The 25,889-nt window shown below is 69.8% G+C and carries 17 protein-coding genes and 1 pseudogene; 13 read left to right on the forward strand and 5 right to left on the reverse strand.

The genetic code is table 11. The features are described from left to right. Positions 1-74 precede the first annotated feature (74 nt). Entirely contained in the window at positions 75-1,172 is a 1,098-nt protein-coding gene (locus tag PPSIR1_RS49625; RefSeq protein ID WP_198154638.1) for a rhomboid family intramembrane serine protease, read from the reverse strand. A 186-nt stretch (positions 1,173-1,358) separates the two neighbouring features. On the opposite strand from PPSIR1_RS49625, the gene PPSIR1_RS44170 reads away from it, so the two are divergent. The 6 genes from PPSIR1_RS44170 to PPSIR1_RS29225 all read left to right on the forward strand — a co-directional run bounded on the left by PPSIR1_RS44170 (position 1,359) and on the right by PPSIR1_RS29225 (position 9,085). Next, positions 1,359-4,247 carry a response regulator gene (locus PPSIR1_RS44170; RefSeq protein WP_086001797.1) on the forward strand — a complete coding sequence of 963 codons (2,889 nt, stop codon included), beginning with the start codon at positions 1,359-1,361 and terminating at the stop codon, positions 4,245-4,247. Continuing rightward, positions 4,247-5,347, forward strand: coding sequence for a tRNA (adenosine(37)-N6)-threonylcarbamoyltransferase complex transferase subunit TsaD (gene tsaD / locus PPSIR1_RS29205; protein WP_006974813.1), 1,101 nt, complete (start codon positions 4,247-4,249; stop codon positions 5,345-5,347). The genes PPSIR1_RS44170 and tsaD overlap by 1 nt, the downstream gene beginning before the upstream one ends. After that, positions 5,344-6,249: a 16S rRNA (adenine(1518)-N(6)/adenine(1519)-N(6))-dimethyltransferase RsmA gene (rsmA, locus tag PPSIR1_RS29210; protein ID WP_006974814.1), complete on the forward strand. Its 906-nt coding sequence runs from the start codon at positions 5,344-5,346 to the stop codon at positions 6,247-6,249. Before tsaD ends, rsmA begins: the two co-directional genes overlap by 4 nt. Continuing rightward, a complete protein-coding gene (gene mutM, locus PPSIR1_RS29215; protein WP_006974815.1) occupies positions 6,249-7,109 on the forward strand; it encodes a bifunctional DNA-formamidopyrimidine glycosylase/DNA-(apurinic or apyrimidinic site) lyase in 861 nt (286 codons plus the stop codon). Before rsmA ends, mutM begins: the two co-directional genes overlap by 1 nt. Before the next feature lie 277 nt (positions 7,110-7,386). Further along, positions 7,387-8,049, forward strand: coding sequence for an RNA polymerase sigma factor (locus tag PPSIR1_RS29220; protein WP_006974816.1), 663 nt, complete (start codon positions 7,387-7,389; stop codon positions 8,047-8,049). Continuing rightward, on the forward strand, positions 8,042-9,085 hold the full coding sequence (locus tag PPSIR1_RS29225; RefSeq protein WP_006974817.1) for a tetratricopeptide repeat protein: 1,044 nt from the start codon (positions 8,042-8,044) through the stop codon (positions 9,083-9,085). Before PPSIR1_RS29220 ends, PPSIR1_RS29225 begins: the two co-directional genes overlap by 8 nt. Before the next feature lie 21 nt (positions 9,086-9,106). Here the strand turns inward: PPSIR1_RS29225 and PPSIR1_RS29230 are convergent, their stop codons facing one another. Next, positions 9,107-10,306, reverse strand: coding sequence for a DUF4215 domain-containing protein (locus tag PPSIR1_RS29230; RefSeq protein ID WP_198154639.1), 1,200 nt, complete (start codon positions 10,304-10,306; stop codon positions 9,107-9,109). A 153-nt stretch (positions 10,307-10,459) separates the two neighbouring features. Here PPSIR1_RS29230 and PPSIR1_RS44175 point away from each other — a divergent pair, with 153 nt between their 5' ends. The 3 genes from PPSIR1_RS44175 to PPSIR1_RS29245 all read left to right on the forward strand — a co-directional run bounded on the left by PPSIR1_RS44175 (position 10,460) and on the right by PPSIR1_RS29245 (position 15,636). Continuing rightward, positions 10,460-12,427: a peptide MFS transporter gene (locus tag PPSIR1_RS44175; protein ID WP_198154640.1), complete on the forward strand. Its 1,968-nt coding sequence runs from the start codon at positions 10,460-10,462 to the stop codon at positions 12,425-12,427. A gap of 133 nt (positions 12,428-12,560) precedes the next feature. Further along, a complete protein-coding gene (locus tag PPSIR1_RS48385; RefSeq protein ID WP_157596100.1) occupies positions 12,561-14,837 on the forward strand; it encodes a tetratricopeptide repeat protein in 2,277 nt (758 codons plus the stop codon). Positions 14,838-14,886: 49 nt separating this feature from the next. Further along, positions 14,887-15,636 carry a hypothetical protein gene (locus PPSIR1_RS29245; protein ID WP_006974821.1) on the forward strand — a complete coding sequence of 250 codons (750 nt, stop codon included), beginning with the start codon at positions 14,887-14,889 and terminating at the stop codon, positions 15,634-15,636. Between the two features lie 315 nt (positions 15,637-15,951). Here the strand turns inward: PPSIR1_RS29245 and PPSIR1_RS51330 are convergent. After that, a pseudogene (locus tag PPSIR1_RS51330) lies at positions 15,952-16,032 on the reverse strand (histidine biosynthesis protein HisIE); the annotation flags it as partial. Between the two features lie 603 nt (positions 16,033-16,635). Between PPSIR1_RS51330 and PPSIR1_RS29255 the strand changes: the two are divergent. Together PPSIR1_RS29255 and PPSIR1_RS49640 are read left to right on the forward strand one after the other, a co-directional pair. Then, complete coding sequence (locus tag PPSIR1_RS29255; RefSeq protein WP_157596101.1) at positions 16,636-18,027, forward strand: leucyl aminopeptidase; 1,392 nt, start codon at positions 16,636-16,638, stop codon at positions 18,025-18,027. Continuing rightward, positions 18,024-18,677 carry a dihydroneopterin aldolase gene (locus tag PPSIR1_RS49640; RefSeq protein ID WP_006974824.1) on the forward strand — a complete coding sequence of 218 codons (654 nt, stop codon included), beginning with the start codon at positions 18,024-18,026 and terminating at the stop codon, positions 18,675-18,677. Before PPSIR1_RS29255 ends, PPSIR1_RS49640 begins: the two co-directional genes overlap by 4 nt. On the opposite strand, the gene hrpB is transcribed toward PPSIR1_RS49640, so the two are convergent. Then, the gene (hrpB, locus tag PPSIR1_RS29265) at positions 18,674-21,313 is read right to left on the reverse strand and encodes an ATP-dependent helicase HrpB (RefSeq protein ID WP_006974825.1); all 2,640 of its coding nucleotides are present in this window, start codon (positions 21,311-21,313) and stop codon (positions 18,674-18,676) included. The genes PPSIR1_RS49640 and hrpB overlap by 4 nt on opposite strands. 117 nt (positions 21,314-21,430) lie before the next feature. On the opposite strand from hrpB, the gene PPSIR1_RS29270 reads away from it, so the two are divergent. Together PPSIR1_RS29270 and feoB are read left to right on the forward strand one after the other, a co-directional pair. Beyond that, positions 21,431-21,691 carry a FeoA family protein gene (locus PPSIR1_RS29270; protein WP_006974826.1) on the forward strand — a complete coding sequence of 87 codons (261 nt, stop codon included), beginning with the start codon at positions 21,431-21,433 and terminating at the stop codon, positions 21,689-21,691. Continuing rightward, positions 21,688-23,781, forward strand: coding sequence for a ferrous iron transport protein B (feoB, locus tag PPSIR1_RS29275; protein WP_006974827.1), 2,094 nt, complete (start codon positions 21,688-21,690; stop codon positions 23,779-23,781). Before PPSIR1_RS29270 ends, feoB begins: the two co-directional genes overlap by 4 nt. Positions 23,782-24,861: 1,080 nt before the next feature. On the opposite strand, the gene PPSIR1_RS29280 is transcribed toward feoB, so the two are convergent. Then, on the reverse strand, positions 24,862-25,818 hold the full coding sequence (locus tag PPSIR1_RS29280; protein ID WP_006974828.1) for a hydrogen peroxide-inducible genes activator: 957 nt from the start codon (positions 25,816-25,818) through the stop codon (positions 24,862-24,864). Between the last annotated feature and the right edge of the window lie 71 nt (positions 25,819-25,889).

Here is a 25,889-nt window from a genome sequence, read left to right on the forward strand (position 1 = left end):
ATGCTCGAGCCGAGATCCAGCTTGCCCAAGCACGGCGATCGCTCTGCACCAAGCCCACGTTCCACGTGGAACACTCACTCCACACAAGCCGCGAGATGCTCGTCGATCTCCGGAATCTCCCGACTCGCCGCAGCCTTCGACCGCTCCAAGCTCGCGCGCCCGTCCTCGATGCGCCCGAGCCCACACTCGATCCACCCCAGCGTGTCGAGATAGTCCGCGTTGTCCGGGTCCTCCTCGAGGGCTAGGTTCACCAACTCCAGCGCCCGGTCCAGCTCGACCCGAGCCTCGGCCATGGCGTAGGCCGCCGCGTTGTTGATCACCGGGTCATCCTCCGGGAGCTCCTCGAAGTGGGGCACCGCCAGCTCCGGCTCCCCGCGGTCGAGGTGCTCGAAGGCGAGGAAGAGGTGGTAGTTGTCCCGGCCGCTGGGCTCCGCTGCCATCCACGTGCAGGCTGCCGCGCCGCCCACCAGCCCAAGGCTGAGCGCCCCGGCTACTAAACGCTGTTTCAGGGTCTCGAGCTCGAGCGTGAACAGCCCCGCGACCAGCATGCCCACGACCAGGCCGCCGACATGCCCCGCTTGCGCCAGGATGTTCACCCCCACCAGCGGCAACCCAAAACCCACCAGAATCCAAAAGCCCAGGGACCCCGCCAGCCGCCGGGTCGAGATGACCTCGAGCTCGCGCTGGACCGACTCCGAGCCCCACAGCCGGGCCACCAAGAGCCCGCCCGCGATCCCAAAGATCCCCGCCGAAGCGCCCACCACCAGCGGCGACTCGGCCCACGCGACCGAGGCCAGGCAGCCCCCGAGGCTCGATGCCATGAACAGCGCCAGCTGTCGCCATGGACCCCAGATCGACTCCGTCCACCGGCCCACGCTCCACATCGCCAGCATGTTCAGCCCGAGGTGCAGCCACGAGCCGTGGAGAAAGCCCGCGCTCGCCAGCCGCCACCACTGACCGTCGATCCAGATGTTCGCCGGTGTCAGAGCGCCCCAAGCTTCGAGCAGCTCGAGATCCTCGAACAGGACCAGGTAGCGCGCCAGAGCCCATATATCGAGGGATTCGGCGCGCGCGAGGGCGACGATGAAGGCCGCCACGAACACGACGGTGCAGCACACGATCAGCGCGACAGTCGCCCGAGCGGCTCCCGTGGGTCGGGGGTTCTGACTCACCTCGGGCACCCTACTCGGACACGCGAGTTCGCGCGAACGAGCGGCGTGGAAACTCGGGAGCACTGAGCTCCCCGAACCGGTGTACAGGATCCGCCGATCCCAGCGCCCCTTCCCTTGCCCCTGCGCCGTGCCCGTTGCTATCGTCCGCCCGTTTGGTTGCGTCGCTGACGCATCCAACGCAGGCGGATGCCCCGCACGCGCGGGGTGGTTCGAGCAGGATCGCTCTACGTGCCGAGGCAGAACCTACTCTTGGTCGATGGAGACACTCGCAGCAGGCGAGTGCTCGAAGTCAGCCTGCGCAAGGCGGGCTTCACGGTCACTACGGCGGAGAACCTCGAGACCGCGCTCTTGGTGCTCGAGCACAGCGAGCCGGACCTGATCATCTCCGACACGCGCCTCCCCGGCGAGGACGGCTTCGCCTTTTGCACGGCGGTCAAGAAGAACCCGAAGTGGGCGGGCATCCCCTTCGTATTCCTGACCTCGGCCAAGGCCATCGAGGACAAGGTCCGCGGCCTCGAGCTCGGCGTCGAGGACTACCTCGTCAAGCCGATCTACATCAAAGAGGTCACCACGCGCTTACGCATGCTGATGCAGCGAAAGCAGCGGGAAAAGTTAGAGAGCAAGAACGCCGCGCGGACGAAATTCACGGGGCACCTCGCCGACATGGCGGTGGTCGACCTGTTCCAGACCATCGAGATCTCGCGCAAGAGCGGGACGATCCAATTTGAGACGGACCTGGGCGAGGCGACGATCTGGTTCCGCGACGGCGTGATCATCGACGCCGAGATGGGCCGGCTGCAGGCGGAGCAGGCGGTCTATCGCTTGCTCGGTCTGGCCGACGGGAGCTTCGCCGTCGAGTTCAAGCCGATCACCCGCAACGCGGTGATCAAGGAGTCGACGCAGGGCCTGCTCATGGAGGGCATGCGCCGCGTCGACGAGTGGGGTCGTTTGCTCGAGCAGCTGCCCGCGCTCAGCGAGGTGCTCAGCGTCGATCGGGCCGCGGTTCAGGAGCTGCCCGACGGTCTGCTGGGGCCCGAGCTCGAGGAGGTGCTGCGGCGCTTCGACGGGCGGCGGACGATCATCGAGGTCGTCGACGAGACCGGCAAGGACGACCTCGAGGCCCTCGAGGCGATCTCGACCCTTTATTTCCAAGGCCTGCTCTCGGCCGACCCGGACGGCGACGTCGACGACGAGGTGCAGCTCGGGGACAGCAGCACGGCGCTCAAGCTCGAGGCCTGGGACCTGCCGACGGCGAGCCCGGCCTTCTTCAAGCCGCCGACCACGATGGAGTCGGGGCCCCACGACCTGCCGGGCGAGCTGCCGCCCATGCCGACCTTCCCCTCACCCGCGGCTGCGGCGAGCGGCGACGGTCTGGTGGCCGGGCTGCCCGACGACACCCCCTCCCTCGGCGAGGGCCTGACCCCCCTCGAAGACCCCTCGTCTTCGGGCTCGCTGACCTCGCTGTCGACGGCGTCGTCTTCCTCGTCATCGGGCTCGGGCTCGGCCCTCAAGCCGCCCTTCGACTTTGGCCTGGGCTCGGACGACTCGAGCTCGTCGGACAGCTTCCCCTCCCTCGCGCCGCCGCCGGGGCATCCCGCGGCTTCGTCTTCGGGCTCGTCGCCCTCGCCGCCCTCGCCCGAGCCCTCGGGGGTCACGGCTCTGGCCAACAAGCTCAGCGCCATCGTCGACGATGACGACGACGACGCGCTCAGCCACACCGAGCCCGTGGGCGGGCCGGCGCTGTCCGTCGCGCCCGAGCCGGAAGCGGAGCCGGAAGCGGAGCCCGAGTCGGCGTCGGAGCCCGGCTCGCAGGACTTCAGCTCGCGGCTGAGCAAGGAGGAGCTGTCTGGCATGCGGCCGTTGCCGAGCCCGGTCATCCGTGACGTCGACGATGACGATGACGATGACGGCGACGACGGCGACGACGACGGGCCGATCCACTCCGTCGAGGACGCCATCGCCCGGGCGGAGCGCTTGCGCGATCGAGATCGGAGCGAGACCGAGTCGATGTTCATCGCGCCTCGCCCCGCGCCCGTCATCAGCGAGGTCGACGAGGACGAGGAAGACGAGGACGACGCGCCCGTAGCCCCCGTCGAAGCCGACGCGCCCGCCCCCGAGCCCGAGGCTCCCGAGGCGGCGACCAGCACGAGCGGGACCATCGACTCGAGCCTGAGCAACGACGCCGCCGGCGAGTTCAGCAGCGGCGACGACTTCGGCTCGGTCGCCGTGAAGGTCCCCGAGGCCGCGGTCGAGCCCGTCGCCAAGGCCGAGCCCGAGCTGAGCCCGCTGAGCTCCCCCGACCTGACCCCGCCCGCGCGCCTCGCCGACTCCGACTTCGGGTCTGAATTGGAGTCCGGCGGGGGCGAGCCCGAGAGCTCGGGCCCCGGCATGGGCCTGTACATCGCCATCGGCCTCGTCGTGCTCATCGGCGGCGGCTTGTTCGTCGCCTTCGGCATGGGCGGCAACAAAGATGGGGGCGAGACCGAGGGCGGAGACGACAGCGCGGTCCAGGACTCCGGCAAGGACCAAGGCGAGGCCGAGGGCGAGCCGACAAAGGCCGACGAGGCCGCGGCGGTCGGCGGTGAGGCCGGAGCTCCGAGTGAGGAGGGCGCGGCCGAGGAGGAGAGCGAGTCTGACACCGAGGCCGCAGCCGAGACGGACTCCGCCGCGGACGGCGAGACCCTCAGCCCCGAGCAGGTCGCCGAGATCGACGAGAAGCTGGCCTCGGCCCAGCGCTACTTCAAGAAGTTCCAGCGCAAGGACGAGGCGTCGAAGCTCATCGACGAGATCCTCGAGGTCGCGCCCAACCACGCCGAGGCCCTGCTGCTGCGCGCCGAGCTGTTGGCCGAGGCCGGCAAGCTCGAAGAGGCGGCGGCCGCCGCCCGTCGGGCGACGATGTCCGACCCAGACCTGGCCCGCGGCTTCTCGACCCTGGGCGGGCTGCTCGAGGCCACCGAGGACAAGGCCGGCGCGCTCCAGGCCTACAAGCGCTTCCTCGAGCTCGAGACCGACTCGAACTACACCGGCATGATCAAAAAGAACGTCCGTCGGCTCGACCGCGAACTGAACGAGTGATGACGGCCACCGACAGGCCCATGCGGGTGTTGGCCCTCGAGTCCTCCTGCGACGAGACGGCGTGCGCGATCGTGGAAGGCTGCACCGTGCTCAGCAGCGTGGTCGCCTCGCAGGTCGAGGTCCACGCGCGCTTTGGCGGGGTGGTCCCGGAGCTCGCCAGCCGTCACCACCTCGACGCCCTCGCGCCGGTGCTCCGCGGCGCCGTCGAGCAGGCGGGGCTGCGCTTCGACGAGCTCGGCGAGAGCCTCGACGCCCTCGCGGTGACGGACTGCCCGGGCCTGGTCGGCGCGCTCTTGGTCGGCGTCCAGGCGGCGCGGGGGCTGGCCCTGGCCACGGGCCTGCCGCTGCACGGCGTCCACCACATGGAGGGCCACCTGTTCTCGACCTTGCTGCGTCGCGCGGATCAAGGCGGCGCCGAGGCCCACGAGCTGCCCGAGCACCTCGCCGTGCTGGTGTCCGGCGGCCACACCGAGCTCGTGCTGGTGCGCGGGCTGGGCGACTACACCTTGCTCGGCGCGACCCGGGACGACGCCGCGGGCGAGGCCTTCGACAAGGTCGCCAAGCTCCTGGGGCTGCGCTACCCGGGCGGGCCGATCATCGATCGCCTCGCCGCCGAGGGCGACCCCGAGGCCGTCGCCTTCCCCCGGGCGATGATGAACAAAAAGGGCAACCTCGAATTCTCCTTCGCCGGGCTCAAGACCGCCGTCGCCACCCACATCGAGCGCGTCGGTCAGCCCGACTCGCGCCAGGCCCTCGCCGACGTGTGCGCGTCCTTCCAGGCCGCGGTCGTCGACGTGCTCGTGGCCAAGGCCTGCGCGGCCCGGCGGCTCCACGACTGCGCGCGGATCCACGTCGTCGGCGGGGTCGCGGCCAACCGCGGCCTGCGTGCCGCCTTCGAGGCCGCGGCCGCGCGCGAGGGCTTCACCTTTGCGACGGCGCCGCTGGCCTACTGTGGCGACAACGCGGCGATGATCGCCGCCGCCGGGGCGGCCCGACACCGCCGCGGGTGGCTGCGCGCCGTCGAGCTCAGCTCGAGCACGAGCCTCGACGATCCGATCTTGGCTGCGGCCGCCGGGGTAGGGACGGGGGCGACGCCGTGACCATCGACCTGCGCGCGATCCCCTCGCCCAAGCAGCTCCTCGCGCGCCACGGCCTCGCGCCGCGCAAGAGCTGGGGGCAGAACTTCCTCCACGCCTTCGAGGTCCACCTCGAGATCGCCGCGGCCGCGGGCGCCGGTCCAGGCTCGACGGTGGTCGAGATCGGCGCAGGCCTGGGCACGCTCACCGCCCACCTGCTCGCCGCCGGGGCCGAGGTCGACGCGATCGAGCGCGACCGCGATCTGTGCGCGGTGCTCCGGACCGAGCTCGGCGCGCTCCCGGGCTTTCGCCTGCACGAGGCCGACGCGGTCAAGTTCGACTACGGCGCCCACGCGCGGGCCTTGCTCGAGGCCGGCAAGCCGCGCCCGGCGATCGTCGGCAACCTCCCCTACCAGCTCACCGGCGCCTTGCTGTTCGCGCTGCTCGAGTACGACGCCGTGACGGGGCCGTGGATCGTCATGGTCCAAAAAGAGGTCGCCGATCGGCTGTGCTCGCCCCCGGGCAACAAGCGCTACGGCGGGGCCACGGCGGCGCTGGGCCGCGTGCGCGCGATCCGAAAGGTGTGCTCGGCCCCCGCGGGCTGCTTCCTGCCGCCGCCGCGGGTGGACTCGGCGGTGATCCGCCTCGACCCGCGCCCCGAGCCCCTCGGGGAGGTCGGCGACCCCAAGGCCTACCTGCACCTGGTCCGCACCTGCTTCCAGCGTCGGCGCAAGACCCTGGCCAACGCGCTGCTCGGCGTGGGCGACAAGGCCTCGGCGCAGCGGTGGATCGCCGCCGCCGGCCTCGACCCCAAGATCCGACCCGAGCGCCTCGGCCCCGCCGAGTTCGCCGCGCTCCAGCGCGCCCGCGAGGCCGAGGCCGAGGTCGAGGTCGAGGTCGAGGTCGAGGTCGAGAACGAGAGCTGATGCCCGAGCTGCCCGAAGTCGAGTCCGTCCGCCGAGGCCTGGCCCGCGCGCGCCTGAAGACGCCGGTGGTGAAGCTGTGGCGCTCGAGCTTCAACCTACGCACGGGCAAGAATTGGCTGCGCAAGCACGAGGGCCTCGAGCAGCTGCGCGGCGCCACGCCGGGCCCCGTGCGTCGCCGGGGCAAGTACATCCTCTGGCACATGCAGGGCGCGGACGAGGGCGAGCTCGTGCTGCTGATTCACCTGGGCATGTCGGGACGCTGCGGCGTGGCTCGGGCCGATCAACCCATCGTCGATCACACCCACTTCATCGCGACCTTCGCGGACGATCGGCAGCTGCGCTTCGTCGACCCCCGCCGCTTCGGGGGGCTCAAGGTCGGGACGCGCGAGACGATCTACGAGCGCGAGCCCGTCGCCGCCCTCGGGCCCGAACCATTGAGCGAGGACTTCGACGGCGCCGTGCTCGAGGCGGCGCTGGGCAAGAGCAAGCGCGCGCTCCGAGACGCGCTCTTGGATCAGCGCGCCGTCGCGGGCATCGGCAACATCTACGCCGTCGAGGCCTGCTTCGAGGCGCGCCTCAATCCCCTGCGCCCGGCGGCCTCGCTCTCGCGCCGCTCGTGGTCGAAGCTCGCCGACGCCCTCGTGCTCGTGCTCGAGCGGGGCGTCCGCAACGGCGGCACCACCCTCAAGGACTTTCGCAACGTGGTCGGCGAGGTTGGGCGCAACCAGGACGATCTGCGCGTCTACGGCCGCGGCGGCGAGCCCTGCCCGCGCTGTGGCCGGCGGCTCGCGGACTTCGTCAGCCAAAACCGCAGCGGCGTGATGTGTACGCGCTGCCAGCCGAAATTCCGGGCGCGCTGAAGCGAGCTTTGTGAGCTCCACGTCAGCGCGGTTGGCGCAAGCTGTAGATCCTGACGTCGAAATCGGCGTTTCGCAGCCTTCACATGCTCGAGACCTCGCCCCACGGTCGGCGCGCCCGACGAATTCCCCCAACCGGGCGCCGATCGGCCTGCTCGTCCGTTGGAGCCATGTAATGGGGACCGCCACGCTCGCCTGGACCACGCCTTTCGCCTCGCCCAAGCCCACCGACTTGCGTCGCGGGGGGGTGCGGCCGCAAATTCGTAGGGTCATTCGGGCGATGGGCGAGCGAGAGCAAAGGGTCAAAGAGGCCCGCAGCGACGAAGAGCTGATGCTCGCCTTCCGTGATGGCGAGGCGGCCGCGTTCGAAGAGCTGGTCACTCGGCACAGGCGCGGCCTGTTCAACTTCTTGCTCCGCAGCGTGCACAACAAGAGCCGCGCCGAGGAGCTGCTCCAGGAAGTCTTCCTGCGGGTGATCCGAGCCAAGGATCGTTACCAGCGCACGGCTCGGTTCACGACCTGGATCTACACCATCGCCCGCAACCTGTGTGTCGACGAGAGCCGGCGTCAAAAATTTCGGCGCACCCTGCCCCTGGAGTCCAAGCGCCGCGGCGAGGACTCGGGGCTCACCATCCTCGATCGCACGGCCGCCAAGCAGGTGTCGACGGACGTCGCGTCCGAGGCCGGCACGATCCGCGACCGCGTCGCCGCGGCGATCCAGACCTTGCCTGACGATCAGCGCGAGGTCTTTGTCATGCGCCAGTTCGGCGGCCTGTCCTTCAAGCAGATCGGCGAAGCCGTCGGCGCGCCGGAGAACACGGTCAAGAGCCGCATGCGCTACGCCCTCGAGAAGCTCCGCAGTGAGCTTCACGACATCGACCCGCGGGACTCCGCGCTTGCAACCAGGGCGCGACCGCCCAAGAAAGCATCTGCAGGTGGCTGAGTTCGAACCACGAGAGCTCGACGAGCTCGAGGACGCCCTCGAGCTATTGTCGGATCCATTCGGCGCCGAGGACGAAGACCTCGACGCGCGACTGGCCGAGCTCGAGCTCTCCCCCGCCCTCGACGAGCGCATGCACGAGTACGCCGACGTGCTCGCGCTGTGCCGCGAGGCCTTCCCCCTCGAAGAGCCCGGCGACGATCTGCTCGCCGACGTGCTCGCCGAGGCGAGGGCCGTCGCGAGCACGAGCACGAAGCACCACGAGGGCGTCGGCGCGGGCGGGTCCGCGAGCGGCTGGCAGCGCTTTTGGGAGCGCTGGCGCGGGACCCTGGTCCCCGGCTTCGCCCTCGCTGGAACGGCCGCGCTGGTTCTGTGGATGCTCGAGCCCGAGACCGCGGAGACCCTGGCGCTGGTCGAGTCGCCGAGCGCCGACGAAAAGAAGGACGAGCCGCGCCCGAGCGAGGCGCCGACCGACGCCGCCATGCCCACGCGCGCGGAAGGTGGCGCCGAGCGTGCCGACGCCGGCGGTGGTGAGGCGAAGGCCGAAGAGGAAGGCGAGCAAGGCGACGCAGAAGAAGTCGCGGGCGACGACCTCACGCCGGGGGCGAGCAAGCCCAAGTCCAAGAAGACCAAGGCGGTCGAGCGAGCCGTCGAGCCCGAGCCCGAGCCCGAGCCGCTGACCAAGAACGAGAGCTGGGATCTCATCGACGCCGCCGACAAGGCTCGCAAGGCCGGGCGCTGCGTCGAGGCGACGGCCGACTACGAGACCGTCATCGGGCGCACGCGGGAGGACGCCGCCCGAGGTCGAGCCCACGCGGGCGTCGGCCTGTGCCGCCTCCAGCAGGGCCAGCACACCGACGCCGAGGCCTGGTTCGATCAGGCCCGGGCCGAGAGCCCCGCCGTGGGCCCGTGGCTCGACGACCAGCTCGACGAGCAGCCGGCGCCGACGAAGAAGAAGCCCTCGAAAAAGAAGAAGGCCAAGTCCGACTACTCGGGCAAGAAGAAGGCCCCGTTGGGGCCCCTCGACTCGAAGCACTGACCTCGAAGCACTGACCTCGGCTCAGCCGCCCTTCTCGCACACGCTGATGCGCGTATGGGTCCCGGTGACGACGTTGTTCCAGTAGGTGCAGTCGTCCACGCCCTGGCAGCCGAGGCAGGGGCCGGTGAAGTAGGTCGAGTTGCCGTTGGAGAAGTGCCAGGCGTTGTCGGTGCCGCCGCACGCTTGCTGATCGGCGCAGCAGGTCGGGGCGCCGCCGCAGGCCGTCGCGTAGCCGTAGAGGTCGCGGTAGATCCCGGTGACGTCCTCGCAGTAGCCCTGGTTGAGCCACTGGTCGTAGCTGACCTCCTGCCAGCCCATGCAGCTGTCGCACCAGTCGTTGATCTCGTTGGCGGCGCGGCAGCTGAACCGGACGCAGCGCCCGAGCTCGGTCACGCAGCCCTCCTCGCTCCAGCAGTCCGTCCCGCACTCGAGCTCGCACACGTCGGTGCAGCCGTCCTCGGACACGTTGTTGCCGTCGTCGCACTCCTCGAAGCCCTCGTGCACGAAGCCGTCGCCGCAGTAGGCGTCCTGGCACGAGCTCGGGCAGGTGTCGCTGTCCTCGAGGTTGCCGTCGTCGCACTGCTCGACGCCGTCTTGGATGTAGCCGTCGCCGCAGCTCGCGGGCTGACAGATGTTGAGGCACTCGTCGGTGTTCTCGGCGTTGGCGTCGTCGCAGCCCTCGACGCCGTCTTGCACGTCGCCGTCGCCGCAGTAGGCGAGCTGGCAGGCCGGGCACTCGTCGGTGGTGTCGGTGTTGCCGTCGTCGCACTGCTCGCCGTCCTGGACGATCCCGTCGCCGCAGTTGCCGGGCAGGCACATGTTGTTGCAGTCGTCGTCGTTGACGTCGTTGGCGTCGTCGCACTCTTCGACGCCCGCCTGGACGTAGCCGTCGCCGCAGGCCGCGAGCTTGCAGCCCTGGACGCAGTCGTCGGTGTTGTCGTCGTTACCGTCGTCGCACTCTTCGAACTCGGTATAGACGAAGCCGTCGCCGCACTCGGCGACGGTGCAGGCCGTGGTGCAGTTGCCGTTGTCGTCGTTCCCGGCACCGAGGTCGCACTGCTCGTCGCCCTCGACCACACCGTCACCGCACACCGCCGTGGAGGTCTCGCCGGTCTCGCTGTCTCCCACGTCGTCGCCCTGATCCGCGCTCGCCGCAGAGTCTGAGCCGGTGTCGTCACCCGGGCATCCGAGTACGCACAGACCGAGGGCAGCGCTAGCCACGAAAGCATGGGATCGAGTCAAAAAAACCAGACTGGGTTCTATCACGGGCGCCTTTGAGGGATCCCCCCGTCACGCGGTCGCAAGAGACCCGTGGGGCCACCCTTGCCCCTGGGTGTCCACGCGGCGATGATGCCCGCTCGAGGTCAAAACACCGTGAGCGACAAGAAGATACTTGGCCACCCCGTAGGCCTATTTTGGCTGTTCTTCATCGAGATGTGGGAGCGTCTCGCCTTCTACACCATGCTCAACGTCCTGCTGCTCTACGCAAAGGACTTCGAGCGCGGGGGCCTGGCCCTATCCGCAGGTGAGGCCAACGAGATCTACGGCTTCTACCTCGCCTTCGTCTACTTCACGCCCTTCCCCGGAGGGATCATCGCCGACCGCTTCCTCGGGTACCGAAAGTCGGTGTTCATCGGCGGGCTGATCATGGCCGCGGGTTTGTTCTCGATGAGCATCCCCGGGACCAATTTCTTCTTCGCCGGCTTGATCCTACTGGTGCTCGGCAACGGCCTGTTCAAGCCAAACATCTCCGTGATGGTCGGCAACCTCTACGAGGCCGGCGACCCCAAGCGCGACTCGGGCTTCAACATCTTCTACATGGGCATCAACATCGGTGCCTTCCTGGCCTCCTTCCTCAGCTCGGGCATTCGCAACAGCTACGGCTGGCTCATGGTGTTCCGGACCGCGGGCGTCGGGCTGATCCTCGGCGTGCTGATCTTGGTCGCCGGCTGGAAGGTGCTCGCCGCGGCGGACCGCCAGCCCAAGAAGGAAGAGGACGAGGGCGCCAAGGGCGAGGCGGGCTTTGGCGAGGTGCTCGGCAAGATCCTCGCCCCGGCCCTGGTCGTCGGCGTGCTCACCTACGTCCTGGCCAACAAGTTCATCCCGGACTTCGCGGTCACCCCGGCGACGATGGGCTTCATCGTCGGCATGATCCCCGTGTTCGTGTTCTTCATCCGGCTGCCGAACACGGCGCAGGAGCACGAGCGCCAGGGGCTGTGGGCGCTGCTGCCGATCTACGTCGCCGGCGGGACCTTCTTCATGGTCCTGCACCTCAACGGCTCGGCGATGACGCAGTGGGCGGAGGACAGCACGGCCCGGGACATCCCGGCGCCGGCGGCCTTCCAGCAGGACGCCTTACCCAGCTACTACGGCAACGCCTCCGAGGACGTGCCGCGGCCAGACCCGAACAACCTCGTCGTCGTCGACGAGCCGGGGGTCGCGCGGATGTTTGGGCAAAAGCGCCTCGACGAGAAGACCCTGGGGGCGCTGACCGAGCGCTACCCGGAGCTCGAGCTGCACGAGTTCGAGCCGGGGGCGCAGGCCACGGACTTCACCGGCGAGGACGCGACGCTGTTCCAGTTCTCGACGGCGGTCTACGCCGACGGCAGCGTCGAGGTCGTCGAAGAAAAGGACGCGCACGGCGTGCCGACCTTCTCGGTCAAGGTCGCCGAGCGCGAGCTGCCCAAGCGCCGCGTCACCCTGATGCGCTCCGCCGACGGCGCCAGCTTCCCGACCTACGTCGTGACCCAGGACAGCTTCGACGGGATCTACGCCGGCTACGAGGAGACCTACGGCCACCCGCCGGAGACTCTGCCGCCGGGCAAGTGGGTCCAGACCATCAACCCCGAGCTCTTCCAGTCGCTCAACGCCCTGTTCGTCGTCGCGTTCACGCCGCTGATCGTGCTCTTGTTCGGCTTCCTCGCCTCGCGGACCAAGATCACCACGGCCAAGAAGGTGTTCTATGGGCTGCTGCTGACCACGGCCTCGCTGCTGCTCATGGCCCTCGCGGGTCTGGCCTCCGACGGCGGCGCCGTGCGGGTCTCGGGCATGTGGCTCGTGGGCTTCTACGCGATCATCACCGCCGGTGAGCTGCTGATCTCGCCCATGGGCCTGTCCCTGGTTACCAAGCTCACGCCCAAGCGGCTCGTCGGCTTGGCCATGGGCGGCTGGTTCCTCGCCACCGCCTTCGGCAACAAGTTCTCGGGCTTCTTTGGCGGGATCATGAACATGATGACGCCGGTGACCTTCTTCCTCGTGCTCGCCGCCATCGCGGGCGCCGTCGCCGTGTTCATCCGGGTGCTGCTGCCGCGCCTCGACGAGGCGATCGAGAAGGTCAGCTAGGCCGAGCCCGGTCCAATCGCTTCGAAGGCCACCCCATTGGGGTGGCCTTTGTCGTGCTCGCTCCTGCGCAGGCGCACAGGCTACGCTGGTGAGCGCTTGCCCTGCGCGCGCGGCTGAGGCAACTTGCCCGACCGTGTCCGGTTCGATCGTGACCTCCGACCCGGCGACGCCAGCCATCCCCGACGCGCTCTGGCAACAGTCCGGCCGACCCTTGCCGGGCTTCTTCGTCCGGCTGTGGTTCGCCCTGTTCGCCCTCGCTGCGGCGTGGTTCGTCGTCGACCTGACCGAGCAGGCGGCCTACTGGGGCATCGCGGCCCTCGGCCTGGTGGGCTACGCCGCGGCCCCCGTGGTGATCCGCAGCCTCGTCCTCGACAAGTTCGCCGATCGCGTCGGCAGCATCGACAAGGCCAAGGCCCACGACCTGCTCGAGGAGATCCGCGAGCACAAGCTGGTCCAGCTGTTTGCGCCCCATGGCTGGCTGCACCTGCAGCAGGCTCGGCTGCACCTCGTCGTCGGCGACGGCCGGGCGGCGGCGCAGGCCTACGCCGAGGCCGCGCGGGTGTGCACGGCCGAGGGCGACAAGCGTCAGTTCCTGTCGGCGCAGGCCCACGCCCTGGTCCAGTCCGGCGATCGCAAGGACGCCCGCAAGCTGCTCGAGCAGCTCGCCGAGCTCGACGCGCTCTCGGACCTCGATCACCTCAACTACGGCCTCGTCCTGCTGTCCGAGTCCGGCCACAACCGCGAAGCCGTCGAGCACCTCGAGCACGCTCGGGAGCACCTCGGCGCGACGCCGCGGGTCCTCGCGGGCCTGACCCTCGCGCTGACTCGCTTCGACCGGGCCAAGGATGCCGCCGAGCTCCTCGAGGGGGCCGAGGCCGCCGTCGAGGCCACCGACCCCAAGGACGAGATGGCCGAGGACCTGCTCAAGCGGGCGCGCAAGGCCCTGCGGACCTACCTCAAGGCCGAGGAGAAGCGGGCGCGCAAGGCTGGCAAGAACAAGGGGAAGAACAAGAGCAAGGACAAGAAGGGGAAGGGCGAGAAGAAGCCCAAGGGCAAGCGCGGCCGCAAGCAGGCTCGCCGGGACGCGCGGCGCAAGGCCAAGGCCGACGCGCGTCGTGGGGACGAAGAGGCGACGACCGGGGAGGGCGTGAAGGCCGAGGAGGAGACCGGGAAGGTCGAGGAGACTGCGAAGGTCGAGGAAGCTGCTGCGAAGGCGGAGGCGGCCGCGAAGGCGGAGGCGGCCGCGAAGGCGGAAGCTGCCGCGAAGGCGGAAGCTGCCGCGAAGGCAGAGGAAGCAGCGAAGGCAGAGGAAGCAGCGAAGGCGGAAGCTGCCGCGAAGGCGGAGGCGGCCGTGAAGGCGGAAGCTGCTGCGAAGGCGGAAGCTGCAGCGAAGGCGGAAGCTGCAGCGAAGGCGGAAGCTGCAGCGAAGGCGGAAGCTGCAGCGAAGGCGGAAGCTGCAGCGAAGGCGGAAGCTGCAGCGAAGGCGGAAGCTGCAGCGAAGGCGGAAGCTGCAGCGAAGGCGGAAGCTGCTGCGAAGGCCGAGGAAGCCGCGAAGGCGGAGGCCGCGAAGGCGGAGGCCGCGAAGGCGGAGGAAGCCCGGAAGGCAGAAGCAGCTCGGCAGGCGGAAGAAGCCGCGAAGGCGGAGGCCGCGAAGGCAGAGGAAGCCCGAAAGGCAGAGGAAGCCCGAAAGGCAGAGGAAGCCCGAAAGGCAGAGGAAGCCCGAAAGGCAGAGGAAGCCGCGAAGGCGGAGGAAGCCGCGAAGGCAGAGGAAGCCCGAAAGGCAGAAGCTGCTAGGCAGGCGGAAGAAGCCGCGAAGGCGGAGGAAGCCCGAAAGGCGGAAGAAGCCGCGAAGGCGGAGGAAGCCCGGAAGGCGGAGGAAGCCCGCGAGGCCGAAGCTCGCCGCAAAGCTCGGGAGCAGGCGCGTCCAAGCTTCTCCCCGGCACCGACGCCGAGCCTGTTCCGTTCGGCCGCCTTCGACGAGCCCGAGGAAGAGCCCGCCTCGAGCGCTCCGGCTGCGAGCGGCGGCTCGCTGTTCTCGCTGCCCAACTTCGGCGAGGTCCCCAAGTTCGCGCCACCGTCCACGCCCAAGCGCGGGCCCGTGTTGCCGAGCAAGCCCGCGCCCGCCAAGTCCACGCCGTCCACCGCCAAGCCCTCGGTGCCGAGCCCGGCCGTAGCGAAGGCTCCCGGTGGCGCGCCCAAGCTTCCCGGCGCGCCGAAGGTCCCGACCATCGCCCCGCCAAAGGCCGGACCGCCGAAGGTCGGCGTGCCCTCCGTTGGCGTACCCAAGCTGTCCGCGCCCAAGCCCGGCGCGCCCAAGCCCGGCGCGCCCGCGCTCGATGCTCTCGACGACGGCTGGGGCGACCTCGACCTGGACGCTGGGCCGACGCCGCCCAAGCCGCCCAAGTCGTGAGCCTCGCGCCGTTTGTCAGCGTGCCCCCGATGGGCTAGCTTGCGCGGCCATGTCTTTGCGCCTGGGCATCGCCGTCAACGACGAGAGCGTCCTCAAGGGCGCTCGCGAGACCGACCCCGTCGAGGTCGTGCTCGTGCGCTCGACCTTTCTCAACCCACCGCGGGCCGCGTCCGTCAAGCGGCTCGCGCAGCGTCTCCGCGCTCGCCACCCCAAGGCCGAGCTCATCCCCTACGCGTGGCACTACCTCAGCCACGAGCCCGACGACGGCATCGTCGTGGGCACCAACCGCAGCCTCGACGACACGGGCAGCTACGGCCACTTCCGCGACACCCCGGCGGTGAACCAGGCGTGGGCGGTGACCAAGGTGACGGCCGAGGCCCTGGGCACGCGCTCTTTCGTGGTCGGGACGCCGCCCAGCTTCAGCCCCGGCAACCTCTCGCGTCGACGCATGACTCGCTTCGTCGAGCAGGCCCGCGCCGAGGGCTACTCGATGATCTGGGAGGCGCAGGGGCTGTGGGAGACCCAGGCCGCCGCTGCCTTTGGCAGCACGATCGACGTCGAGGTCTACGCGCCCGCCTTCGGCATGACCGGCCAGGTGCTCGAGCTCGACGGCGTGGACTGGCTGCGCGTGGCCGGAGGCAAGGACGCCCGGGTGCGCTCGAGCAACGCCGAGGTGTTGGCCTACGCCCTCGCCGAACGCATGGACGCGGACCCCGAAGCATCGCTCACTCTGATCTTCGACGGCCCGCGCTGCTACACGAACTTGCGCACCTTCGTCAGCGCGCTCGAGATGCTTTGAGCCCGCAGTCGGGCTGCGCCCACGAAAAAGCCGCCGAGTGATCGGCGGCTTTTTGCGTAGCAGAAGTTCGCCTTACTTCTTGGCGGTCTTCTTCTTGGCGGCCTTCTTCTTGGCGGCCTTCTTCTTGGGCGCCTTCTTGGCGGCCTTCTTCTTGGCGGCGGTCTTCTTGGGCGCCTTCTTGGCGGCCTTCTTCTTGGCGGCCTTCTTCTTGGGCGCCTTCTTGGCGGCCTTCTTCTTGGCGGCCTTCTTCTTGGGCGCCTTCTTGGCGGCCTTCTTCTTGGCGACCTTCTTCTTGGCGACCTTCTTCTTGGCAGCCTTCTTCTTGGCGACCTTCTTCTTGGCAGCCTTCTTCTTGGCGACCTTCTTCTTGGCAGCCTTCTTCTTGGCGACCTTCTTCTTGGCGGCCTTCTTCTTGGGCGCCTTCTTGGCGGCCTTCTTCTTGGCAGCCTTCTTCTTGGGCGCCTTTTTGGCGGCCTTCTTCTTGGCGGCCTTCTTGGGCGCCTTTTTGGCGGCCTTCTTCTTGGCGGCCTTCTTCTTGGTCGCCTTCTTCTTGGCGGCCTTCTTCTTGGTCGCCTTCTTCTTGGTGCCGGCTTTGGCTTCCTCGGTAGTCATGTGAGCGGACCCTCCTTCAGGGTGACGGTATCGCGCACCGTACAGAGGAAGATCATGCACGTCAACTCTAATTAACATCTTTGATATTCAATTATATGAAGTTGAGTGTTGGTTGTAGGAAGGTAAGTGATCATTGAGCTCAAGTAAGTACACCTGAGTGATCCTTGAACTAAGTTTATGTTCAGTTGAGTATCAGGCACTCTCTTGCGCGATATCAAACAAGCATTTTTTGTGTTCTAGCTCTCGCAAATTGCAAACTGAGACGGGTGGAAAGCGACCCCTCGCCCGTGTAGGTTCTGCTCGCCCATGTTGCAGATTGACTGGACACCCCAGGCTCCCAGCGCGAATTTCGATCAATTGACGGTCGTCCCCTTCGGGGCGGACGACATGGACACACTTGGTGAGCGCTTTGGTGAGGATGTACGTGCAGCTCTCACGAACACCGGCGTCAAGGGCAAGGCCGGAGACCGCTTCCAGTTCACGGATCGGAGGGAGGGCTTTTGTCAGGTTTTGCTGCTGGGCTCAGGCGACCTCAGCGCGGTCGCGGATCTGCGAAAGTTTGCCTTCGAGGCGGGGCGAGCGGCACGCACTCAGGGGGTCGCGTCCCTCGTTCTCGACCTGCGCGGGAAGCTCACCCCCAACGCGGAGCAGGCTCGGCTGATCACCGAGGGGTTGGCGCTGTCGGGTTACCGCTACGCGCAGTACCTCGGCGAGGACGAGTTGAAGCCCCAGCGTCTGCGCGAGGTGTCGGTGTTGACCGAGACCGTCGACGGCCAGGCCGAGGGCTCGCGCCGCGGACAGATCGTCGCCGACGCCATCGCGCGCGCCCGCGACCTGGGCAACGGCCCGGGCGAGCTGGTCACGCCGACCTTCCTGGCCAACACGGCGCAGGAGCTGGCGACCACGCTGAGCGAGGCGGGCCACGACGTCAGCTGCACCGTCCTCGATCGGGCGGCCTGCGAGGCGCGGAACATGGGCCTCTACCTCGCCGTCGGCCGCGGCAGCCACGAGGAGCCCAAGTTCATCCACCTCACCTACAAGCCCAAGGGCGAGAGCAAGGGCCGCGTGTGCCTGGTCGGCAAGGGCGTGACCTTCGACTCCGGCGGCTACTCGCTCAAGCCGAGCGACGCCATGCTCGGCATGAAGCTCGACATGGGCGGCGCGGCGGCGGTCATCGGGGCCTTCTACGGCGTCGCCATGCTCGAGCTCCCCTACGAGGTCCACGTGATCTCGGCGGCGGCGGAGAACATGATCGGCGCCCACGCCTACCGCCTCGGCGACGTGTTCCGGGCCAGCAACGGCAAGACCGTGGAGATCAACAACACCGACGCCGAGGGTCGCCTGACCATGGCCGACGCGCTGGTCTACGCCGGCGAGCTCGAGCCCGATCTCATCGTCGACTTCGCCACGCTCACGGGCGCGTGCATCGTCGCCCTCGGGCCGCACATCACCGGGACCATGACCCGCGACGACGCCCTCGCGGCCAAGTGGCTGGACGCGGGCGAGCGCGCGGGTGAGGAGCACTGGCGCCTGCCCCTGCCCAAGGCGCTGATGAGCATGCTCGACAGCAAGATCGCCGACCTGCGCAACACGGGCGAGCGCGCGGGCGGTTCGCTGACGGCCGGCCTGTTCCTCGAGCAGTTCGTCGGGGAGCACCGCTGGATGCACGTCGACATCGCGGGGCCGGCCATGGTCAACAAGCCCTTCGGGGTCAACGTCGAGGGCGGCTCGGGCGTTCCCGTCGCGACCATCCTCGAGTTCCTGTCTGGCGAGCTGTGAGCCGCGACCGCCTGCGCATCGCGGACCTGCGCGTCGAGTGCGTCGTCGGGATCCTGCCCGGGGAGCGGGTCCGCGAGCAGACGCTGCTCGTCGACGTCGAGCTCGTGCTGCCCCTGGATGAAGCCGCGCGCTCGGGGGATCTCGAGCGCAGCTGCGACTACTCGCGGGCGGCCCGGCAGGTCGCCGAGCTCCTCGTGCACCGCCGCTACCGGCTGATCGAGACCGCGGCCCAGGAGCTGTGCGCGGCGCTCTTGCTGCTCTACCCCGTGCTCGAGTCCGTGGGTCTGCGCCTGCGCAAGCCCCAGGCCCTGCCCGGTCGCCTGGGCGTGTTCGAGGCCTCGGGCGGCTGCGTCGAGGTGGCCATCACCCGCGATCGCGCGCGCTTGGCCCTCGAGGTCCACGAGGGCGGCGCGAGCCAGGTCTATCGCGGGGCGAGCTTCGAGCTCGAGCGCACGCAGCTCGACGCGGGGGAGCGCCGCGTCGTCGAGGCCGGGAGCCTCGCGTGGCTGCAACGCGGCGCGGTCGAGGTCGATGTCGACGGTGCGCGCTGGGCCGACGCGCCCGGGGCTCGCGCCGTCACGCGGCGCGAAGCCTGGGTCGCCCAGGAGTCGGCCGCGCTCGTGCTCGCCACGCCCCGCGATCCCAGCTAGCGCCGGCGTCGACGACCCCGACCACCCGGCGCGGGCGGCTTCGCGGTCAGCGGATCCTCGGGCCAGTCGTGGCGAGGGTAGCGACGGCTCAAGCGGCGGCGCTGCTCGGGGTAGTGCTCGCGCCAAAAGCCGGCGAGGTCGGTGGTCACGGCGACGGCGTGCTTGTTGGGCGCGCGCAGGTGCAGGACCAGGGGCACCGCGCCGTCGAGGATGCGCGGGCCGTCGGCCATGCCGAAGAAGTCCTGGAGGCGCGAGCCGACCCACGGCGGCCGATCGGTCTCGTAGGTGATCCGCAAGCGACGACCGCCCGGGAGGCGCACGTGGCTGGGGGCGAGCCGGGCGAGGCTGCGGGGCGTCCCGGCGAGGGCGTCGAGCTCGAGCTCGATGGTGGTCAGCAGCCCGGCCTCGCGCAGCTCGGCGAAGCTGGTCCGCCCCGTGCACGCGCGCTCGAGGCTGCGGTCGACGAGGGTCTCGAAGTCCAGGCCCGCCCACAGCCCGCGCTGGCTGACCACGAACACGACCCGGCGGCGCAGCTGATCGAGGGCCTCGGCGTCACAAAAGGCGCTCGCGCCAGCTTGGCGCGCGGCCTCGAGCAAGGCCGCGCTCGCGCGCTCGGGGTCGAGGCGGGGCATGGCCGAGGACTCGATGGTCAGCTTGCCGTAGCGCAGGGCCGACTCGCCGAACACTCGCTCGCGCTTGGGGTCGAAGGCGACGCGCTCGAGGTCTTCGATGGTGTCGGCGTAGTGCTCGAGCAGCCAGTCGGGATCGATCGCCGAGGCCATCGACACCCGGGCCTGGCGGCGCAGGCCCTCGCGCCGCTCCTCGCTGCGCAGGGCGACGACCCACTGCGCCCGCACGCCGCTGCTCTCGGCGAGCTGGGCGGAGCCGCCGAAGGCGAACACGAGCCGGCGCTGGTCGTGCTCGTCGACGTCGACCCGCGCGACGCGGTCGGGGTGGGCGAGGAGCAGGGCCTCACGGACCCGCGCTTCGATCTCGGCCTTGGCCAGGCGCGGTTGTTTGTCTGCCCCTCGCCGCGCGAGCTTGCTCAGCTGCGCCGCGACGCGGCGCACGGACGCGAGCGCGCCCGGGTCGACGCTGCGCGGGGCTCGGCCCTCGTCGCGTCCACCACGCCCGAGCCACGCCATGGCCTCGAACACGTCCGCGTCGTCGATGCGCGTGGCTCGACTCCCGGGCGGACGCAGGGGCCGCTCGCTGAGCACGGCGGCCGCTCGGGCGACGGCCTGGCCGACCCCGAGCTCGACCCCGGCGACCAGCAAGCGCGCGAGCCGGGGGTGCACCGGGTAGGCCAACATCGCGCGGCCCGTGTCCGTCAGCGCGCCGGCGTCATCGATGGCGCCGAGGTGGAGCAGGAGCTCCCGCGCGACCGCGACGCTGGCCTCGGGCGGGGCCTCGAGCCAGGGCAAGCTCGCGTCGGTGACCTCGCGGATGCCCGCGGCCGCGAGCTCGAGGCACAGCCCGGCGAGCTCGAGGCGCTGGAGCTCGGGCAGGTCGTGGGCGCGGCGTTGGTCGTGGTTGGCCCGGGAGTACAGGCGCAGGCACAGGCCCGGGCGGGTCCGGCCCGCACGACCGGCGCGCTGGGCCGCCGACGCCCGGGAGATCGGGGCCAGGCTCAGGCGGGGCAGGCCCGTGCTCGGGTCGAAGTCCGCCACCCGGGCCAGGCCGCTGTCGACCACCGCGACCACGCCGTCGATGGTGATCGAGGTCTCCGCGACGTTCGTCGACAAGATCAGCTTGCCGCGCCGCAGGTCGCCCCGCGACACCGCCCGGTCCTGGGCCTCGCGGGACAGCTGCCCGTGGAGGGTCATGAGCTCGAGGCCCGCGCTCGCGGCCAGCTTGGCGCAGGCCTCCGCCGACGCGCGGATCTCTCGAGCGCCCGGCAAGAACACGAGCACGTGGCCGCCCTCGGGGGAGCGCGCCCCGACGCGGCCGTCCTCGACGAGCTCGCGCACGGCCGCGGCGACCTGGCGCTCGAGGGGGAGCTCGCCCCGGCTCGACTTCGCGCGGGCCTTGGGCGCGCGGTAGGCAACCTCCACGGGGAAGCTCCGGCCCTCGCTGCGCAGGCGCTCGGCCCCGAGGTGCGCCGCGATCGGCTCGGCGTCGAGGGTCGCGGACATCACCAGCACGTGCAGGCGCCGGTCGGCGGGGCAGCGCCCCTGCAGCCGGGTGAGCAGGGCGAGGAGCAGGTCGCCGTCGAGGTGGCGCTCGTGGAACTCGTCGAGGATCACCGCCGCCACGCCGGGCAGCTCGGGCTCGCTGCGAAGCCGACGCAAGAGCACGCCCTCGGTCATGAACAGCACGCGGGTCCGCGCCGAGACGGCCCGATCGAAGCGCACGCGGTAGCCCACGCGCTCGCCCACCACTTCGCCGACCATGCTCGCCACGCGCTGGGCCGAGAGCCGCGCGGCGAGCCGACGGGGCTGGAGCACGATGATCGTCCCGCCGTCTTGGGCCCGGTCGAGGCAGTCGAGCACCGCCACGGGCACGCGGGTGGTCTTGCCCGCTCCGGGCGGCGCCTCGATGACCAGGTTGGTGCGCGGGCCTCCGCTCTCGAGGCGCTCGCGCAGCGCCGGGAGGATCGCTTCAATCGGAAGCTCGCTCGGCACCGCCTCGCTCACCGGGGCACCATAGAACTCGGCGCGCCGCGCTGGGTACAAATGAACAATGAATTCAAACAGCTAGCCACCGTGGCGGTTTGAAACGGCCTTGATAACTTGGTATCGCTCCCAATTGAAATGCCTTTTCAAAAAAAGGGGCCGCCCACGCTCGCCCAGCTGCAGCCGGGGGAGCAGGGTCGGGTGCGTGCGGTGAGCGGTCGCGGGGCGATGACCGTGCGCTTGCTGGAGATGGGCTTCGTCCCCGGCGTCGAGGTCCGGGTGATCAAGCGCGCGCCCTTGGGCGATCCCTTCGAGCTGCGGCTGCGCGGCTACCACGTGTCCCTGCGCCGCAGTGAAGCCGAGCGCGTGGTCCTGGCCGAGGCGGAGGCGCGCGGGTGAAGGCGCTGCGCGTCGCCGTGGCCGGCAACCCCAACGTCGGCAAGACCAGCCTGTTCAACCTGCTCACGGGCTCGCGCTACAAGGTCGGCAACTACCCCGGCGTGACCGTCGAGACCCGCGAGGGCGGGCTGCGGGTCGAGGGTCGCGCGGTCGAGGGCGTGCGCCTGGTCGACCTGCCCGGCACCTACAGCCTCACGCCCATGGCCGAGGACGAGGCGGTGGCCTTCCGGGCGCTGACCGGGGCCGACGTCGAGGCGCCCGAGCTCGTGCTGCTGGTCCTCGACGCGACCAACCTCGGGCGCAACCTCTACCTCGCCCTGCAGATCTTCGAGCTCGGCCTGCCCGTGGTCGTGGTCCTCAACATGGTCGACCTGGCCAAGGACGCGGGCGTCGGCGTGGACGCCCGCGCGCTCGAGGCCGCCCTGGGTCTGCCCGTGGTCGAGACCGTCGCGCGCACGGGCGAGGGCGTCCCCGAGCTCGCGGCGCGCTTGAAGTCGATGGCGGGCCAGCTCGAGCTCATGGAGCAGCGCCTCGTGCCTGCCCCCGAAGGCGGCGTGCTCGCGCGCTGTCTCGCGGACATGGGCGGCGACGGCCCGCGCCAGCGCTGGCTCCTGGCCGGTCGCGCGGCGGACCGCCTCGAGCTCGCCGCGCCCAGCGAGGCCGAGCGCCAGCGCGTCGACGGCCTCGACGAAGAGGCCGTACGCGAGGCCATGGCCGAGCTGGTCGGGGCGCGCTACGCCGAGGTCGATCGCCTGCTCGAGGGCCTGGGGCTCGGGGCCGACGCCGCCGAGTCCAGGGACGCCAACGTGGCCCCAGCCATGGCCACCTCCGAGAAGGTCGACGCCGTGCTCACCCACCGGGTGTTCGGCCCGCTGATCTTCGTCGCGGTCATGGCCCTGGTGTTCCAGTCGATCTTCTCGTGGGCCGACCCCTTCATGGGCGTGATCGAGGGCGGCGTGGGCTGGCTGTCCGAGGCCGCGCGCTCGATCCTCGGCCCCGGCCTGTTCACGGACCTGGTCACCGAGGGCGTGATCGCCGGGGTCGGCAACGTCGTCGTCTTCGTCCCGCAGATCGCCCTGTTGTTCCTGTTCATCGGCTTGCTCGAGGACTCGGGCTACATGGCCCGCGCGGCCTTCATCGTCGATCGGCTCATGGCCCGCGTCGGCCTCAACGGCAAGGCCTTCGTGCCGCTGCTGTCGGGCTACGCCTGCGCGATCCCGGCGATCATGAGCACGCGGACCATCGCGTCCTTCAAAGACCGGGTCGTCGCGATCTTGATGATCCCCTTCGTCAGCTGCAGCGCCCGCTTGCCGGTCTACACCCTCATCATCGGCACCTTGTTCGTGGCCGACGAGCGGGTGTTCGGCCCCTTCACCCAGGGCGGGCTGATCTTGCTGGCCATGTACGGCCTGTCGACGGTCTCCGCCCTGGTGCTCGGGGCGGTCTACAAGCGGACCTTGCTCAAGAGCCCGACCCCGCCGCTGGTGCTCGAGCTGCCGCCTTACCGCCTGCCGCGGATCCGCGACACCCTTCGCCACGTCTGGGACCGGACCCTCGACTTCCTGCGCGACGCCGGGACGATCATCTTGGCGGTGACGATCGTGCTGTGGGGCTTGCTGACCTTCCCGCGCGTCGACCCCAGCGAGCTCAGCGAAGGCGAGACGGCGATCGAGCGCTCGGTGGCCGGGACCGTCGGCAAGGCGATGGAGCCCGCGCTCGAGCCGATCGGCCAGGACTGGCGCATCGGCGTCGCGCTGATCGGCAGCTTCGCCGCGCGCGAGGTGCTCGTATCGACCTTGGGCCTCGTCTACGACATCGAGGGCGCCGACGAGGACGACGCGCCCTTGCGCGACGCGATGCGCGAGGCGAAGGACCCCGAGACGGGCGAGCCTCGCTACTCGCCGCTGTCAGGCCTGGCGCTGATGGTGTTCTTCGTCTACGCCTGCCAGTGCATGTCGACCCTGGCGGTCGTCCGGCGCGAGACCGGCGGCTGGAAGTGGCCGATCTTCATGTTGGTGAGCATGACGGTGATCGCGTATGTGGCGGCGTTGATCGTCTATCAGGGCGGGCAGCTGCTCGGGTTTGGATAGCTAGCGAGCTTGGGTCGCGCTATCGGGCGCTCGTGGTGCGGGCCTGCGGTGCTCGGTCGGCTTCGACGGTGCACCGCGGCCTATTCGGCGGGCGCCCTCCCTACTCCTGCGCTCGAGCCGAGCCACGCCTGGGTGCTCTTCCAAGACAGTACGCGGCTCGGTGCTCGTCGCAGGGATCCCTCCCACCGAGCGGCCTGCTTTGGGTTCGCAAGCTGAATGCTGGGGTCTCGGGCGAGCTGCGTTAGTTTGGGTGACGCGACGCTCGGGGTTGGTTGAGCCAGTGCTGCATGCGGTGAGGATTGGTTGACCGGTGCTGCATGCGGTGAGGGTTGGTTGAACAGGTGCTGCATGCGGAGAGGGTTTGGTTGAACAGGTGCTGCATGCGGAGAGGGTTGGTTGAACAGGTGCTGCGTGCAGGCTTCATCGAACCAAAACCGATCGACGAGCCCGCCAGACCACACGACCGACGAGCCCGCCGAAGGCTGGTTGAACAGGTACCGGATACGGTGACGACTGGTCGCACCCGCGTTGCAGGGCATCTGGGTTTAGCGGTCGACGAGCCCGCCAGACCACACCCCCCTTGGGGGGTGACCACACGCCCCCTAGGAGGCACGAACCCCATTGAGGACCAGCCAAAGAGGAGGAGCGGCAGCGACGAAGCGCCCCCGGTCCGAGGCGGCTGCGGGGGCAAAAAAGGACCCGGCTTGAAGGACATCCCTCAATGTCCTCCAAACCGGGTCTGGCTCGAGGGCCCCCTCAGACCCTCGTCGCCGCGGTCCAACTCACCGCGAGTCGGCCGCTGCGTTCATCGGCAATCGGGTCAACCCCGAGCTTTGATTGTTCGGGCTCACCACCGACGCGAGGACCCGATTGCCTGTGACTGAACGATGCACGCATCGCCCAAAGGAGCAAGGCATGGGCCAGGATCGGCATACGTATGGCGAAATGCTGTGATCTCGGGATCTTAGCGAAAAGGGGGGCGGATTCGGACCTTCGAGAGGGCGTCGAGGGGTGGATGCGGATGCAGCCATGGCCGTCTCGGTGGCGAGTCGGGCAGTCGCCACCTTTGTGGCGGTGAACTCAGCTCGCCTTGATGATCCGCGGTTTTGGACCCGAGACCCGAGGGATCGTGGGGTTGAGCTCGAGGTAGTGGCTGCGCAAGACGTCGGCGATGTCGGCAAACCATTGCGCATGGGGGGAGCTGGCGCGCCACTGGAGGGTGAGGGTGCGGCCGGGCGGGGGCTTGGCGAAGCCGCGGACGACGAGGCCCTGGTTGTTGCGGACCTCGACCGGGAGGGCGCTGGCGGGGAGCAAGGTGGCCCCGAGCCCGCTCTCGACCATGCGCACGAGGGTGGAGACGCTGGCGGCGGCGACGGAGGTGGGGGGCGGGGGGCCGGCGAGGGCGCAGACTTCGATGGCCTGGTCGCGGAGGCAGTGGCCGTCTTGCATGAGGATCAAGCTCGCGCCGGTGATCTCCTCGGGCTCGAGGGCGCCGCGGGTGGCGAGGGGGTGGCCCTTGGGGGCGACGAGGACGAAGGGCTCGACGACGAGGTCGGGGCCGGCGAGGCCGGCGGCGTCGAAGGGGTGGGCGAGCAGGCCCAGATCGACGGCCCCGGCGCGCAGCTGGTCGAGGAGGACGTCGGTCTGGAGCTCGTGGATGGCGTAGCTGACCTCGGGGTAGAGCTCGCGCAGCTTGGCGAGGAGGCCGGGGAGGCCGTAGGGGGCGATGGTCGGGATGACGCCGAGGCGGAGGGTCCCGCGGCGGGCTCCGGACCAGGCATCGGCGGCGCTGACGAGCTCGCGGGCGCCGGCGAGGACCCGGCGGGCGCGCGCGACGATGTCCTCGCCGGCGGGGGTGACGATCACCCGGGGGCGGGCGCGCTCGAACAAGGTGAGGCCGAGGAGGCCCTCGACCTCGCGGACTTGCTTGCTCAGGGCAGGTTGGCTGACCCCGCACTGGCGGGCGGTCTCGCCAAAGTGACCGGTCTCGGCGAGGGCGACGAGGTACTCGAGCTGGCGCAGGGTCGGGAGGTTCACGCCATAACCCTAGGATATCGAGTGTATGAGGACAATGTCTTGGCATCATGGCCGCGCGGGCCCTAGCTTGG

The sequence above is a fragment of the Plesiocystis pacifica SIR-1 genome (assembly GCF_000170895.1).
GTDB classification, from domain to species: Bacteria; Myxococcota_A; Polyangia; order Nannocystales; family Nannocystaceae; genus Plesiocystis; species Plesiocystis pacifica.

Coding starts and splice junctions, on each gene's coding strand:
- PPSIR1_RS44170 (WP_086001797.1), top strand. CDS start 1,359: ATGCCCCGCACGCGCGGGGTGGTTCGAGCAGGATCGCTCTACGTGCCG.
- tsaD (WP_006974813.1), top strand. CDS start 4,247: ATGACGGCCACCGACAGGCCCATGCGGGTGTTGGCCCTCGAGTCCTCC.
- mutM (WP_006974815.1), top strand. CDS start 6,249: ATGCCCGAGCTGCCCGAAGTCGAGTCCGTCCGCCGAGGCCTGGCCCGC.
- PPSIR1_RS29220 (WP_006974816.1), top strand. CDS start 7,387: ATGGGCGAGCGAGAGCAAAGGGTCAAAGAGGCCCGCAGCGACGAAGAG.
- PPSIR1_RS29245 (WP_006974821.1), top strand. CDS start 14,887: ATGTCTTTGCGCCTGGGCATCGCCGTCAACGACGAGAGCGTCCTCAAG.
- PPSIR1_RS29255 (WP_157596101.1), top strand. CDS start 16,636: ATGGACACACTTGGTGAGCGCTTTGGTGAGGATGTACGTGCAGCTCTC.
- PPSIR1_RS29270 (WP_006974826.1), top strand. CDS start 21,431: ATGCCTTTTCAAAAAAAGGGGCCGCCCACGCTCGCCCAGCTGCAGCCG.